Source organism: Novosphingobium sp., from assembly GCF_032093395.1.
In the GTDB taxonomy this organism is placed as follows: Bacteria; Pseudomonadota; Alphaproteobacteria; order Sphingomonadales; family Sphingomonadaceae; genus Novosphingobium.
Map to the genome: position 1 here is coordinate 19,843 of NZ_DAMDBA010000058.1, position 14,080 is coordinate 33,922.

Sequence of the window (14,080 nt, forward strand, 5' to 3'; positions counted from 1 at the left end):
ATCCAACATCTGCGCCTCAGAGGCCATTGCCTTTGGATCGGTCTGTGATACCGATCCCGTTCGGAATGGTGGCATGATCGGCGACCACGATCGGCATCGAGCCTGCCGCACCCTGCGCGTCCATCAGATCGCCAGCCTGTCGCGCGACACACAGGAGAAGCTGACCGCCCTCTGCTATGCTCGCCAGCCTGCGGACATCGGCCAAGATCGCATCCGAGCCTGTAGCGAGTTTCAACTGGTCATCGACGATGGAGAGACCGGCACTGCCTGCTTGCAGATAGTGTGAGACAAGCGCCCACAGGCCCGCGACCTCCTCCCGGTCCTGTCGAGGCATCTGCCAATAGTCCGGCGCCTGGCTGGTCTGCTGCCAGAGATCGTCGAGAATAGCGGACAGACGTTCGCCACGAGATTTTCGCGGCGGCCTTCTGTTAGGCTTTCGCTCGACAAAGGGAGTTAGCGGTTGCGGCTGTGCGATCCCCCTGCCCTGCCGGCCACTTTGCGCGGCGACCTTATCAGCCTTCGGTTCGATCGGAAGCGGGACAGGCACAGGTGGCGGTGCAAACGAGCGCGCCCGCGCCGCTGCCCGCGCAAGGTCCACAAGCCTCGTCTTTGGAGGCTTGCTCTCCCCATCGGCCATGGGCGGTGACGGGCCATCGATGTGAGGCCTATCGGGCTTTACGACCATCTCCGTCTTCACCGCCAGACTGTTCCCCGGCTTGGCCGGCGGATTAGACGATGCTGGCTCCGCTGTCCCTGTCGGCAGCGTGCGCGGGAGGTCCGCTGCCACAACCAACGGCGCGTCAGCACTATTGGTTATTGCTGCACCCGTATCTGTCCCCATGATAGCAACCGGCCGCATGGCCGGCGTCACGATAGCCTCTGGCATCGCATCACACGCAGCCGGGGCACGCATCAATGGCGCCGCGCCAAGCCTCGGCACGCTCGCCAATCGGTCGAGGGCACGAAGAGGCCGCGCATTACCCATGTCATGATCCGGACTATTCTGCAGCCAAAGCCGCGGCCGGCGCGGCTGCGGCACGGCCGGTGCGTCGTCATGAACGATCGGAGCCACCACAGGCCGTTTGCGGTACGCCTTCTCATCCTGTGCTGGTGCGGCCGCCGCAGTTGCATCAGGCACAGGACTTCCCTGCTTCGGCATCGCAGCGGGCGGTTTGCGCAGGCCCTGCTCATCATAAATGTCAGGCAACGCGCGCACCGGGGGGATAGCGCCAGGAATAAGATATTCGACCCGGTCCACCGCCTCTTGCAGGACCTCGCGCTTGCGTCCTTTTGCCTGAACCCGATGCAGCGCCTGCTGGAAATGCGGATGCTCGCGATAGACCTGATACAGGCTCTGTATCGCCGTGATCGGCGCATCGCCCCCGGCCCGGCTAGCCGCCATCAGCCGCTCCGCGCCATGGGCCTGCAGGAAGGCGATGAGGCGCCCGACCTCCGCGTTCTGCCGCGCCGCGATAAGCGCCAGCGCAGGCTCCGCGCGCTCGGACAAGTGCGGGGACATCAACACCGCTCTATCCAATGGCTTGAGTCCCAAAATCTCGATCCGCCCCTGCGCATCGGGTACGAGATAGGGGACACTCCAGCCCGCGCGTGCAGCCTCCTTCTGCGATCCGGACTCCAGATAGCCAAGCAGCGCATCGAGGTGGCGATGACCGGCAAGCGGGGTCGGATATTTCGCCTTCGGCAGCACCGATCCCGCTGCCCAGTCCATTCGCGCCCGGGCCCTCCGCCGATGGGCAATGACCCCGTCCAAATCCGCCACCAGACCAGTAAAAGCGCGCTCTGCCGCTTCGACCTGCAGACCATAGGCTCGCATGTCCTGCGCCCAGGGCTCGAGCGCTTGCTCGATCTCGTCGAGATGCTGCTGCGCCTGCCGGTGGCGCCGCCGGATATGCGGCTCGTTGCGCCGATCATCCCGGCTGGCCGTCCCTGCATCGAGCGCCTCAATCAACCGTCCGCAATTCTTCAGGAGGCGGCGTGCGGCGGACTCCGCCAGCATGCGATCAAGCTGAAAACGACCGAGATCGCCGTGCCCCTCAAGGATCAGACCTGAGATTTCGCGAGCGCGCTCCAGCTTCGCCGAAAGCAGCGCATCTGCGGCAGCATCGCCGACACTGTCCCGCTCAAGGCTGGTGCGGATCCCGGCGACGACCTGGCTATGCTCCCATCCCCGATCCGAGTTGGCGCGATCCAGTCGGCGATATGCTGCACTCCACGATCGGCGCGCATTGTCGATGTCGATATCCACCGCCACGCCGGCCGCGACAAGCCGCGCCGCCGCCGTGTTAAGGTGCACTGCCGGTGTCTGATCGATGCGCATATCGTCATAGGATCGCGGATCGAACGTCCGTCCGCACCCCTGCCCGGCAAGCCGCTGGTTGACCAGCCCCGCATAACGCTGCCGCAGGGCTGCCATATCGGCGGCGGCCAGGGCCCGATGATGGTGTCCGGCAACGTCCGCAGCATCCATCACGCCAAGCCGGACGGCCATGTCTCCTGGCCGCATTTTGTGCGGACTGCCCTGCTCCACACCAAAGCGCCAGACGCCGCCTTCCTGGCTGGTCAGGCTGGCATAAAAGAGGATATGCAGATGCACATTGCGGTCATCATTGCCCGCATCGGGCGCATGCACAACCAGCGTAAACCGCACGCCGATACGGTGCAGGAGCGCAGCCAGATCGTCGACGACATGGCGGATATTCTGAGCGCTCAGTTCGTGCGGTAATTCTACTTCGAGCCGCTCCTGCACCCGCCCTGCGCGTGGCCTTGGATAATGGACCATGCGCGCCTCGCGGACTGTGCCGAAGCGATCTCCCAGCGCCTTGGCCCAGGCGATATCGCGCTGCGAAACCAGTTTGATGACACGGCGATTCTTGCGGCGTATCCGGTGAGGGGGAGGCGTCGCGACCTCCCGCTGCAGCTTTGCGGCAATGGCGCGAGCAGCCTCCGCCACCGCCGGCGGCGTCCCCTCTTCCGCGGCCAGCGCTTCCCAATCGGCCGACGAGCCGGACCGCTCGAACAGCTCGACCCGCTGCTCGCCTGGTGTCCGCTCAGCCTCCGTCGCCAGCAGCCAGTAGCATTCCCGCTCCGCCGGATCGTCGCTGATGTTCGAGACCAGCAGGACCGCCCGCGATGGCGTATCACTCTCCTCTGCCCGCTCGGAGGGCGGGACGTCGAGATAGTGCTCGAATTCACGGGGATTGAGCGCCCCGTCGAAGCCCGCCGTCACATAACGCTCGAAACCGGCCGCCGCGTCGGCGCCCTCCTGCCTGCTGCCGTCGCTACCGCTGACCGATGCGCGCGTCTTGCCCACGGCTTTGATCGAAAGATGGAAGCTCGTGCCGCCGTCTTTCGACCGCGGGCGACCATCGAACGGCGCTCCTATCCGAAGGTCGTAGGGCAGTTGCCAGCGATTGCCCAGCATGGCCTTGCGCCGCTCGCGCGGCGCCTTGTCATCGCCGCCTTTGCGGCCAAATCTGACCGTACCGACCAGCGCCTGCTCGTCCAGCAGCAGCAGGAAGCGTCGGAGCGCGGCGGAGGCACGATCGACGGAGAGCGAATAGGACATGGGATCAATTCCGGGCGGGACAGGCGGTTAGTCTGGTCCGGATCGAGCCCTAAGGAAATACCCCCCTCGAACACCCAGCCCGCCTTCCGGAGACCTGTCGCAGGACCCCGTCCCGCCGCAGCGGAACGGCACCGGATTTTTCCTCCGGATCCAGCCAACCAGCGAAGAACAACGTCGCTGGCCCCGCCTCGCTAAGCGCTTTCGTGCCGCCGAAAGCACTTAGCAGTGTTGCGCATTTTCTGCCCTTTCCTCCCCCTCTCTCACACGGAGCGCATACATGCGCACGCGCGTCGCATACGCGCGCACATACAGGCGCAGTATGCGCGCCTGCCATGCGGGTGCACATGTGGGCGACAGCAGTCCGTGCATTTGAGCTTACCCCCAGGAGCCCGCCAGGGGGAGCCATTAGGCTGCATCTCACATGACGATGGAGCAATGACCATGACTGACGCCGGATCGCCCCTGACGCAAGAGGCCCACAAAGCTATTGCCGCCCTGATCGCGCGTATCGCCGTTCAGGCGAAAGAAGACCCCCGTTCCATCAAACGGGCCTCGGAACTGTTCGAGGGAGCCGTTCGGGCCGATGCGCTGCACGACCTGCTGACTGACATGGTTCCTTCGGCTATCGACATCGAGCAGTGGATGGATTGGCTCGACGGCGGTCTGGCGCCGGCGCCGGTCACGAAGCTGGCGGACCCGGATCGCAATCACAAGATAAAGGCCCGCGGCGCGCATTACTCGGCGGTTCGCAACCGCGACGCCCTGGCGCGGGAGGTCCTCGAGATGGAGGCGAAGCTGGCCGACAAACGGTCGCTGCTCGCGGAAGCTGAGCGGGCTGTGCTGGCAGCCGACAGCCACTTGCGCCAGGTGGTGGTCTATCGGCTCATGACCGACCTCAGCCGCCATCTGGCCGGGGTGTTCAGCATGGGTCCGGCATGGACGCTCATGCGCTCGGTCAGCAGCTATGTTCGACGCGACCCGGGCTATGAGAGAGGCCTGGATGAAGCAGCGCGCGCAAGGGTCGCAGCGCTCTATGATAATCTGGCGGAAGACAGCAGCGAGATGCTCGCCCTTCTCGATCGCTATGCGTGCGATACCAAGCTTGAGATCCGGCTCCGCGGAGCGATCCAGAAAATCCTGCGCGAGCATCACGAGCCTGTCCGACAGGAGCTTGCCGGTCGCAACTATGACGCGAAAAAACTGAGTCCCCAGGCCAAACGGCCGACGCGCCGAACCGAGGAGCGCAAAGCCATGGTCCGCGGCGACACAGGTGCCCTGAGCGATCGCCATGACGTCTTGCGCGGGCTCAGCATCCAGGGGATCGATATCCGGGATGCTGACGACGAAAATTTCTAGGGACACGGCCTTGGAACGGGTCCAGGGTGGGCTGCATGGTGAGGCAGGCAGCCCTCCTTGTCCCGTCCAGACAGACCCGCCCATCCGTCATATGTTATCGGGATGTGGGGGTAAAAATCTCGTCGATCAGTTCGGTGCAGGACTGCTTGTGGCGCACCAGAATCTGCAGCCAGTCCTGCATGACCATCAGGCTCCAGAAATTGCCATTTTCGAGCATTAGACAGGGTTCGCTGCCCGTGATCGCGGCATAGGCCGGGGCGTCGAACAACCAGTCGGCGGCGGCCTCCTCCGACCCACAGAGCGTTACCAGCGATCCCAATATCGCAAGGAACCCGGCCCTTCCGTCTATGCCGCCGTAAATGCCTCCGAGCCCGGGCGTATCGAGAATCTGATCGACGAAATCTGAACTGCCAGAGCCGATCTCGCGGACACGGTCCAGCATAGCCTCACTCACGCTGATTACGGTCGCGTCGTCGGGTTGCGACATGCCTTTGCTTTCTTCGATTGGTTGCTCTTACGGAGGCATTTTGCCGCGTCTGGGATGCCGCGCGCCAGCGCACATAAACGTAGGTAAGAATACCGAGAGAAATAGGGAGAGGATGCTGGCATAGGTGCATTGACGCCCCTTATCGCGCCCGCCCGAGCCGCGATGAAGACTCTGCCGTTGGTTAGTCACCGGGCGCGCTTAAGAGGATCCTATGCGCCATCTCCTTACCCCCGCCCTGGCCATGATTTTCGCCTCGCCCGCGGCGGCCTGGCGACACGAGGGACACCGGACTGCAGCCTGTCTCCAAGAGATGTTAGAGATATTCACGCCGAGGGTTACAGGGCAATGAAGCTCTGGATCCTGTCGGACCTTCACGTCGAACAGAGCCGCTGGGACCTTCCCAATCCACCACCTGACCATGACGTGCTGATCGCAGCGGGCGATATTCATTCGCCGCTGACCGAGGGGGTGCGTTGGCTCGCCGCCCGAGCGGGAGGCAAGCCCGTGATTTACGTCCCGGGCAATCATGAGTGGTACACGACATATCGACGTCGGTTCACGATCGAGGATGAAGCCACCCGTGCAGCCAGCGTCGCAGCCGACACCCTCGTTCAGCTCATGATCGATCGCACGGTTGTAATCGCGGGGGTCAGAATCATCGGCGCGACGCTGTGGACTAACTTCAGTCTCGACGGTGACATCGAAGCCGCCATGGCGTTCGCCGGTGATCAAATGAACGACTATTTTAAATGCTATAAAGGTGACATGCCCAACTTGCTGCAGCCAACCGATACGGCCGCTTGGCATGCACGGTCAGTGGCATTCATTCAGGGTGAGCTTGCTAAGGCCTTCGATGGTCCGACGGTGATCGTCACGCATCACGCGCCCCACCCTCGATCGATCCACCCCAAATATGCGGGCAATAGGATCAATCCGGCGTTCTCAAGCAACCTTTCCACATTCGTGGAACGCAGCGGAGTGGCCCTGTGGTGCCATGGCCATATGCATAACAGCTTCGACTATATCGCCGGAAGCACGCGGATAATCTGCAACCCCAAAGGCTATGGGCCGCGTACACCGGCAGGCCGCATCGAGAATGCGGCGTTCAACGCCCATCTCGTAGTCGAAATCTGACGCCTGCTTTGACGGAAATGCGTCGGAAGGTCTCTGGCCTGCGGATTCCGAGGATCGCGCGCATATATTCCGATCTGATGCCGCGCAGCGTTCCGATTTGATCGCGCGCAGGTGAAGCACCTGATCGTTGTGTGATGATGTCATCGTGTTTGTGTCGCGGTCAAGCCGCGGCTGCGGCGTGATGACGACGCATGGATTCGCCGGTGAGTTCGAGCCGGTGGGCGTTGTGAACGAGGCGATCGAGGATGGCATCGGCGTAGGTCGGATCGCCGATCAGGTCGAACCAGCGGGCCACGGGGAGTTGGCTGGTGACCATCGTCGATTTGCGTCCGTAGCGGTCTTCGAGGATTTCGAGCAGGTGGTGGCGAGCGTTGCCGTCGAGCGGTTCGAGGCCCCAGTCATCGAGGATGAGGACGTCTACCCTGGCGAGGCTCTTCATACGCGCGGCGATGCGACCATCGCCCTTGGCGAGCGAGAGGTCGTCGATCAGCCGCGGCAGCCGAGTATAGAGGACCGAGCGATTGTCGCGGCATGCCTTGTGGCCGATGGCGCAGGCGAGCCAGCTCTTGCCGACCCCCGCTGGCCCGATGATCGCGCAGTTCTCATGGGCAGCGATCCAGTCGCCCTTGAGCAGCATATCGAAGAGGCGCCGGTCGAGGCCGCGCACGGCGCGATAATCGACGTCCTCGGGCACGGCATGGTGGCGCAGCTTGGCATGACGCAGGCGGAGGGCAAGACGCCGGTCGTTGCGCCAGGTCGCTTCGTGATCGAGCAGCAGGGCCAGCCATTCGCCGTGACTGAGGCTGGCGGCATCGCCGTTGCTCTCCAGTTCGGCGAACGCATGGGCCATACCGGTCAGACCGAGCTGGTTAAGCTGCTCAAGTGTCGGGTGTTTCAGCATTCACAGGTCCTTTCAGTGATAATATCCGGAGCCCCGGATGTTGGTGTGGAGGATCGGCTCGCGCTCCGGGGATTTCGGCGCCGGGATCCTGTCGAGCCCCTTCTCGAGGATTGATTTGACCGAGGGGTAATTGCGCGCGCCGATCTCCAGCGCGCGCAGCGCGGCCGCCTCGAGGCGTTCAGCGCCGAAGCGCTTGGCAAGGGCGATGATGCCCAGGCACGAGCGGTAACCCTGCTCGGGATGGGGCCTATCCTCGATGATCTTCTCTACCAGCAGCGACAGCATCGGCCCGATCCGCGCTGCTTCCTCGCGGATCTTCGCCGGCGTCCATTCCCGGTAGCGCCTGTGGCTCGACGGCATGTGCTCCGGGATCGTCGTGTGCCGTCCGTTGCCGGACCCGCGCATGTGCACCGCGATGCGCTCGCCATCGAGGAAGATTTCCACGGTGCGCACGGTGAAGCGGGCCTCGACCTCGCGGCGGGCAAAGCGCCAGGGCACAGAGTAATGATGGCGGTCGAGCGCGATGTGGTAGTCGAGCCCGACCCGGCACCGCTTCCACTCGGCGTGAACCCATGGCTCCGCCGGCAGCGGCTTCAGGTTCGGCGCGTCGATTTCCTCGAACAGCTGGCGCCGCGTCTTGCCGAACTGGCGAAGCACGCGCCTCTCGTTGAGATCCGCAAGACATTCGGCGATCGCGGCGTTGACCTCGGCCAGGCTGTAGAAGATCCGGTTGCGCAGGCGCCCCAGCACCCAGCGTTCGACAATGCCGACGCAGGCTTCCACTTTCGCCTTGTCCTTCGGCTTCCTCGGCCGCGCCGGCAGCACCGCCGTGCCGTAGTGGCGCGCCAGGTCGGTGTAGCCGCGGTTGACCATCGGGTCGAAGTGGCAGGCCTTGATCACCGCGACCTTGGCGTTGTCGGGCACGAGAAGCTGGGTGACGCCTCCAAAGTACCGGAACGCGGCATTGTGCCCCTCGACCCAGTCAGGGAACTGCTCGGTCCAGGTCGCACAGGCGAACGACAGGCTCGAGCCGCCCAGCACCGCCACGAACAGATGGGCACCGCGCACCTCGCCGGTACGGCGATTGACCACGACCGGCACCGTGTCGCCGGCATAGTCGACGAACATCTTCTCGCCGCCGGCGTGGCTCTGGCGCATGACCAGCGGCAACCGGCCTTCCCAGCGGCGGAACAGATCGCACCATCGGCTGTACCGATAGCCGTCCGGGTGCGCGGCGTAGTATTCCTCCCAGAGGACCTGCAGCGTCACGTGCTTGCGCTTCAACTCACGCGCCACCACCGACCAGTCCGGTTCCGGCTGCTTGCGCCGCCCCGGCTTCACACCGGACACGCCATAAAGGCGCCCCTCCAGATCGGCGTCGGTCATCTCCGCCGGAACCGGCCAGGTCAGTCCCGACCACCCGAACCGCCTCAACGTGTCGCGGACCGTCGTAGGCCCAACGCCGACCCGCTCTCCAACCACCCGTGTCGAAAGCCCCGCATCCAGGCTCAAACGCAAAATCTCGCGCACATGGCGCATCGCTACCCTCCTCGTCGGCATCCATTTCCTCCGGCCGTTATCCGACCGGCGAAATGGCCCAACGATCAGGTGCTCCCCACCGCAAACTGCGCGCGATCATCTCGGAATGCTGCGCGGACAATTCTCGGAACGCTGCGCGCGATCATTTCGGAATCCCGCGCGCCTTCAAATCGGAATGCTGCGCGCGATGACCTCGGAATCCGCACTCTGGCCATCATCTCGCGCCTGAGCACAGCGCCTTCGACATCCACCACACAAACATGCGTGGCCTTGTCACTCACATCCAGTCCTGCATAGATCGGCATCAGTCACCCTCCTGCATTGAAGCGGTCGTCCGACTTCGTACCATCCAGGAGGGTGGCTACATCAATTACGCGGTGTCCCAAGAATTGCCGATCCGACGAGACGGCCGATTGCCACGGATATGACCCCATCGCACGAGCAAACTTAAAAAGTCGAAAGAAAACCTTGATTTAACCGATGCCTCTTATGTGGCAGGTGGGATCCGCGCCTCCGGCGGAATGTCAGGCGACCCTGGTGCCGGGCGCGGGTCTCGCATGACATGGAGGCAAGATGACGAACCCTGTTTTCAGCAGCACTATGGCCTATCTCGAATATCGCGACATGCCCAAACGGGCTAGCGATCCGGTCCATGAGGGGGATTGGGAGAATAGCGAACTGGGATGGCATCTGACCAACGAACTCGACCGTCGCGGCCTGTCTGCCCGGGATGTGTGGATCCTGGACAATGGTGCACCAGGCACTTTCGATTTGAGCGGGGGCTTCGGCATGATCAGCATGCCGGTCAGGCCGGATGCTGCCGATCTCGCCAGGCTGAGCACATTTCTCGATATGGTCGCTGCGGACGTGGGCGCCTATCGGATGCTGCGCCGGGCCGGCTGGGTCGATGACAAGACCGACCAGCCCGCATGGGGCGTGGTGATCACCGAAACCCTCGAAAGACTGGTGGCGCCCAGCGGCTTTACCCCGCTTGACCTCTGGCAATGGGATGTGAGCGGGCCGGATTTCACGCGCAAGGATTTCCTCAACGGTGAGGAACGCTCGGCTGACGGGCCTGACTCCGTAATCCCCGTCGCGGCCCAACTGACGCGCAAGGGATCAACCATGCGGCTCTACTATAGCGATGACGTTTTCAGCTTTTCCGAGATGAGGGAGACAGAATTGCTCGTTCGGGGGGCACCGGTGTTCAAGGTGGCCAAAGACAGCATTGTCGGCCGGCGCCTGGAGGAAGTCATTGACTGCTCCAGCGCGGTGCCTGGGCTGGTCGCGGATCGCATCATCACGCAGGCCGATATCGGAGACATTTGTACGACCTTCGTGTTGGATGTCCCGGTGCGTACGCTGGCGCCGATCCCGCATGAGCATCTGGTGGAACTGGGCCTCGAGGTCGATCCCGCCGATGCGGCACGACCCTGGTGGCTGCTGACGCCGCCCGAGAAACTGCGAGGATGGAAAAGCCTGGCGCTGGTTCACTCCGCGGCGGCCTGAAGACCCTGATGCGTTTATCCCACATTTTCGGGCATTGCGAAAATGTGGGATAAACTGCCTACAGGCTGTTTCCTTGCGCCCACCGATAGCCAGCGCAGCTTGTTCTGGACGATCCGGGATATGAACCCTAGTTATGGTCTGGAGGCCTGACCAGATCACGAGGCTCGCCTCCGCAATGAGCGGGGGCGCATATGAAACAGGGTCAGATCAATGCAGACAGCGATGTGCAGGCTCCTGCCGATGTCGAAGCGGTTCTGGCTTCACGGCCGAAGGGTGAACGATATACCGGGCTGACAGCGGCGCAAGCGGCTGAGGCCGCCGCGCAAAATGTTTTGCGTGGATCTGTCTCCCCTGCCCGCGTCGTGGATCTGGCGACCAATTTCATCAACGCGCTGCATGGCTACGCCCCCAATGAATTGCCGGGTGCGATCAAAGAGATCCGTGATTCCATCTGGCGGGAGCATTTCGAAGAAGGCGTCTACCGCCCTCATCGGACAATCTGCGGCGATATCGACCATCGCAGCTATATCGCGACCCTGCTGTCTCCGTCCGCCAGCCCGCATATTCTCGAGGCGCTCTATAACTGCCTGCCCGGCCATCTGCCGGAAGAACATCCCAGCAATCTCGATCAGCTGCGGGAGCGGTCCAAAGAACTGGACGACAATGTTTATGATCGCGTCATTCGGTCGAACCTGGGCAGCATATTGAAGTCCCTGAGACGTGGGCTTCTGCAAGGGCATGAGCCGCTCTTCCTGACGGAGGTGATCCGCAATCACGCGCGTTGCTTTGCCGTGCGCACGGCCCATGCGAAGATCGACATATTGCGCCAGCATTCCATCGCTCCACTGGGCGACCGCTTTTGCGGATTCCATGACTGGGCCCTGGTTGGTCATAGCTGCCTTGCCGCCCTTGCTGCGCCGGCAGCGATCATCCGCAAGTTGAACGAATTCGAAGAGGCAGCACTCTGCTCTGCTGACGAAGATAGTAGCACCCTATTGGAGCATCTTGTCGACGCGAAGCTGCTCCCTCCCGGCCCGGCGGGCAGGGCGATCATCAGTCTCGCACATGTCGTCGAGGAAAGGCTGAACACCACTCAGCCAGAATATGGCTATCATATGGGAGCCGCCCTCTCCATTGTGCAGCACAAAACTGCGGCGGTCGCATCTCTCAATAGAGGCGACATGAAGCGCGACGGCTCGTCCCGCATGGATTTTAGCACATTACGCATCGGCCTTTCGACGGCGGAAGCGAGCAGCTATGTCAGCCTCGAACTGCTCCGGGCCTTTGCGCATATCGATCTGTGCATCGAGGCTGTCCTGGACAACCGCCCCCTGCCCCTTCAGCCGGTCACAGCCATCAACAGGAGCCAGGTCGCCTTCCACGCGGTCCTCCTGCGGACCGAGGGGCGGCCAGACAAAAATGCTGCCTGCATTGGCCCTGGCTCTCGCAACGGCAGCGACGAACTGGACCGTGATCGCAAAAGCGGTCGCCTGCCTATGGCTTCCATGCTGGAAAAGATCGCTGTGCCCGCAATAGAGCGCGAGGCCCGTCATCATCTGTCCATTGATGCTGCGGCCTGGTTTGCGAGCTAGGCGTACATTTCAGCTTACCCCAGAGAGGCTTTCACCCTGGCGTATCTCTTCGTCCATGGGACAGCATCGCCACATCTCAGCAGGACGAATTTCTTCAGACCGCAAACCGGTGGAAAGCGGCGGCAACGCTCCCCATTCTATCGAAATTGACTCATTACTGGACAAATTGCTGCAATCGCTCGCCCGACAGGTCGCCACCGACTATGTTGAGGGTGGAGGAGAGCATCTATGACCCAGTTCGCCATTGGCTATGGCCGCAAGAGCTTCGACGATCCGGACCATCGCACCTCCTCGGTCGATGACCAGCAGGTGTTTGCGCAAGCCTATGCCCGTCAGCATGGCATGGAGCTCATCGCTTTTCACAGCGACGATGGCATCACTGGCGCCACGATGGAGCGCCCTGCTCTCCTGACCGCGCTTGCCGCTCTCAAAGCCGGCAAGGCGAAGATTCTGATCATCGAGGATGTGGACCGGCTCGGCCGCGACCAGGAGCATCTGTCCTATATGCGCAAGCTGTTCGCCGTACATGATGTGGTGCTCCACACTGTCGCGGCTGGGCGGATCGACGACCTCACCTTTGCCTTCAAGGGGATCATCGGCGAGCAACAGCGCGCCCGTATCGCCTATACAACCCGCCGTGGTTTGAAGGGCAAGGCGACGCGCGGCGGCTCGACCGGCGGCAAGACTTTGGGCTATGTCCGACAGGTTCTGGGTCTCGACGCTGCCGGTCGCCCGACCGACTGCCTTGCCATTTGCGAGGAGGAAGCCGTCCAGGTCCTGCGTATTTTCCGGCTCTATGCAGACGGCTACAGCCTCAAGGGTATCTGCAAAATTCTTAATGAAGAGGGCGTTCCCTCTCCACGTGCGCGGGAGCGGGGCAAATATAATAGCGGAATCTGGAACCCCACGACCCTGTCCGGCAATCCGGCGCTGGGCGAGGGCATTCTCAACAATGAGATGTACATCGGCCGCCGTATCTTCAACCGGCGCAAATGGGTCGAGATTCCAAACGACAATCGGGGTTTTACGCGCGTGCCGCGCCTTAACCCGGAAAGTGAGTGGATCGTGCGGGACGAGCCGGACCTGCGGATCATCGACCAGAGCTTGTGGGATCAAGTCAAAGCGCGGCAGAGCGAGGCCCGAATGGCCCGCGATGTGAAGTTCGGCATCACCGGCAACCCGCTGGGCGGAGCAAAGCGCCCCATGCATTTTCTCAGTGGGCTAGTCCATTGCGGCCTATGCGGACAGCCGTTCGTCAGCGTCGGCCCCCGTTGGCGCTGCAAGGCCGCAGCGCGCCAGGCCTGCAAAAACAGTTCGATCGCCGGCGCACATCTGGAAGACAGGGCACTTGCAGGCCTGCGTGATAAATTGCTCACCCCGGAAATCATCAGCCGGTTCGCTGTGCATCTGCAACGGGAACTGGACGACCAGATGCGGGTGGCTCATGGTCGTCGCGATGAAATGGAGGCAAGCCTTGCCGAGACCCGGCGCCGGATCGCCAAGCTGGTGAAGCAGCTGGAGGAGGAAGATGACCTGCCCCGCTCCGTCATGACGCGCCTTAAGGATCTGGAGCGTGAAGAAGAGCGACTGGAAAAGGAACTGACCAGTCTGCCAGAGCGGACGGTTGTGCGACTCCCTGCCAACTATGAGACTATCTACCGTTCCGCGATCGCAGATTTGGATCGGCATCTGACCATGCGCGAAGCAAGTGCGTCTCGCAATGCGATCCGTGTATTGATCGAAGGGATCGTTGTCCATGGCGGCGACAGCCGTGGCGGGAAGCACCGGCGCCTGGAACTGCGCGGCGATCTGTTTTCGATGCTGGAGTTTGCGGAGGCGGCTGTAAACAATAGGAACAGCGTGGCTCAGAACGCACGAAAGTCCCATCAGGACACTTCTGGGACTTTGAGTCGTACACCGTTGGTTGCGGGGGTAGGATTTGAACCTACGACCTTCAGGTTATGAGCCTGACGAGC

10 protein-coding genes are annotated in these 14,080 nt (G+C 62.5%); 5 read left to right on the forward strand and 5 right to left on the reverse strand.

Annotated elements, in window-relative coordinates; all coding sequences use genetic code 11:
• Positions 1–16: 16 nt before the first annotated feature.
• Positions 17–3,586: a MobA/MobL family protein gene (locus RT424_RS17320; protein WP_313440767.1), complete on the reverse strand. Its 3,570-nt coding sequence runs from the start codon at positions 3,584–3,586 to the stop codon at positions 17–19.
• A 441-nt stretch (positions 3,587–4,027) separates the two neighbouring features.
• On the opposite strand from RT424_RS17320, the gene RT424_RS17325 reads away from it, so the two are divergent.
• Complete coding sequence (locus RT424_RS17325) at positions 4,028–4,942, forward strand: hypothetical protein (RefSeq protein WP_313440769.1); 915 nt, start codon at positions 4,028–4,030, stop codon at positions 4,940–4,942.
• Positions 4,943–5,036: 94 nt separating this feature from the next.
• Here the strand turns inward: RT424_RS17325 and RT424_RS17330 are convergent, their stop codons facing one another.
• Positions 5,037–5,429, reverse strand: coding sequence for a hypothetical protein (locus RT424_RS17330; protein WP_313440771.1), 393 nt, complete (start codon positions 5,427–5,429; stop codon positions 5,037–5,039).
• 345 nt (positions 5,430–5,774) lie between these two features.
• Between RT424_RS17330 and RT424_RS17335 the strand changes: the two genes are divergently transcribed.
• Entirely contained in the window at positions 5,775–6,563 is a 789-nt protein-coding gene (locus tag RT424_RS17335; RefSeq protein ID WP_313440773.1) for a metallophosphoesterase, read from the forward strand.
• Between the two features lie 160 nt (positions 6,564–6,723).
• On the opposite strand, the gene istB is transcribed toward RT424_RS17335, so the two are convergent.
• The 3 genes from istB to RT424_RS17350 form a co-directional block, all read right to left on the reverse strand.
• Positions 6,724–7,464: an IS21-like element helper ATPase IstB gene (gene istB, locus RT424_RS17340; RefSeq protein ID WP_207079235.1), complete on the reverse strand. Its 741-nt coding sequence runs from the start codon at positions 7,462–7,464 to the stop codon at positions 6,724–6,726.
• Between the two features lie 12 nt (positions 7,465–7,476).
• A complete protein-coding gene (istA, locus tag RT424_RS17345) occupies positions 7,477–9,003 on the reverse strand; it encodes an IS21 family transposase (protein WP_207079236.1) in 1,527 nt (508 codons plus the stop codon).
• A 65-nt stretch (positions 9,004–9,068) separates the two neighbouring features.
• Positions 9,069–9,308 carry a hypothetical protein gene (locus RT424_RS17350; RefSeq protein ID WP_313440778.1) on the reverse strand — a complete coding sequence of 80 codons (240 nt, stop codon included), beginning with the start codon at positions 9,306–9,308 and terminating at the stop codon, positions 9,069–9,071.
• Positions 9,309–9,576: 268 nt separating this feature from the next.
• Between RT424_RS17350 and RT424_RS17355 the strand changes: the two genes are divergently transcribed.
• The 3 genes from RT424_RS17355 to RT424_RS17365 all read left to right on the forward strand — a co-directional run bounded on the left by RT424_RS17355 (position 9,577) and on the right by RT424_RS17365 (position 14,069).
• Positions 9,577–10,512, forward strand: a complete 936-nt coding sequence (locus RT424_RS17355) for a hypothetical protein (protein WP_313440780.1) — start codon at positions 9,577–9,579, stop codon at positions 10,510–10,512.
• 191 nt (positions 10,513–10,703) lie between these two features.
• Positions 10,704–12,104 (forward strand): hypothetical protein, encoded by a 1,401-nt coding sequence (locus RT424_RS17360; RefSeq protein ID WP_313440782.1) that lies wholly within the window; start codon positions 10,704–10,706, stop codon positions 12,102–12,104.
• A gap of 228 nt (positions 12,105–12,332) precedes the next feature.
• A complete protein-coding gene (locus RT424_RS17365; RefSeq protein ID WP_313440784.1) occupies positions 12,333–14,069 on the forward strand; it encodes a recombinase family protein in 1,737 nt (578 codons plus the stop codon).
• The last annotated feature ends 11 nt before the right edge of the window (positions 14,070–14,080 follow it).

What these genes read in the sequence shown, in the direction of transcription:
- RT424_RS17320 (WP_313440767.1), bottom strand. Translation starts at nt 3,586, where the DNA reads ATGTCCTATTCGCTCTCCGTCGATCGTGCCTCCGCCGCGCTCCGACGC.
- RT424_RS17330 (WP_313440771.1), bottom strand. Translation starts at nt 5,429, where the DNA reads ATGTCGCAACCCGACGACGCGACCGTAATCAGCGTGAGTGAGGCTATG.
- istA (WP_207079236.1), bottom strand. Translation starts at nt 9,003, where the DNA reads ATGCGCCATGTGCGCGAGATTTTGCGTTTGAGCCTGGATGCGGGGCTT.
- istB (WP_207079235.1), bottom strand. Translation starts at nt 7,464, where the DNA reads ATGCTGAAACACCCGACACTTGAGCAGCTTAACCAGCTCGGTCTGACC.
- RT424_RS17365 (WP_313440784.1), top strand. Translation starts at nt 12,333, where the DNA reads ATGACCCAGTTCGCCATTGGCTATGGCCGCAAGAGCTTCGACGATCCG.
- RT424_RS17325 (WP_313440769.1), top strand. Translation starts at nt 4,028, where the DNA reads ATGACTGACGCCGGATCGCCCCTGACGCAAGAGGCCCACAAAGCTATT.
- RT424_RS17360 (WP_313440782.1), top strand. Translation starts at nt 10,704, where the DNA reads ATGAAACAGGGTCAGATCAATGCAGACAGCGATGTGCAGGCTCCTGCC.
- RT424_RS17350 (WP_313440778.1), bottom strand. Translation starts at nt 9,308, where the DNA reads ATGCCGATCTATGCAGGACTGGATGTGAGTGACAAGGCCACGCATGTT.
- RT424_RS17335 (WP_313440773.1), top strand. Translation starts at nt 5,775, where the DNA reads ATGAAGCTCTGGATCCTGTCGGACCTTCACGTCGAACAGAGCCGCTGG.
- RT424_RS17355 (WP_313440780.1), top strand. Translation starts at nt 9,577, where the DNA reads ATGACGAACCCTGTTTTCAGCAGCACTATGGCCTATCTCGAATATCGC.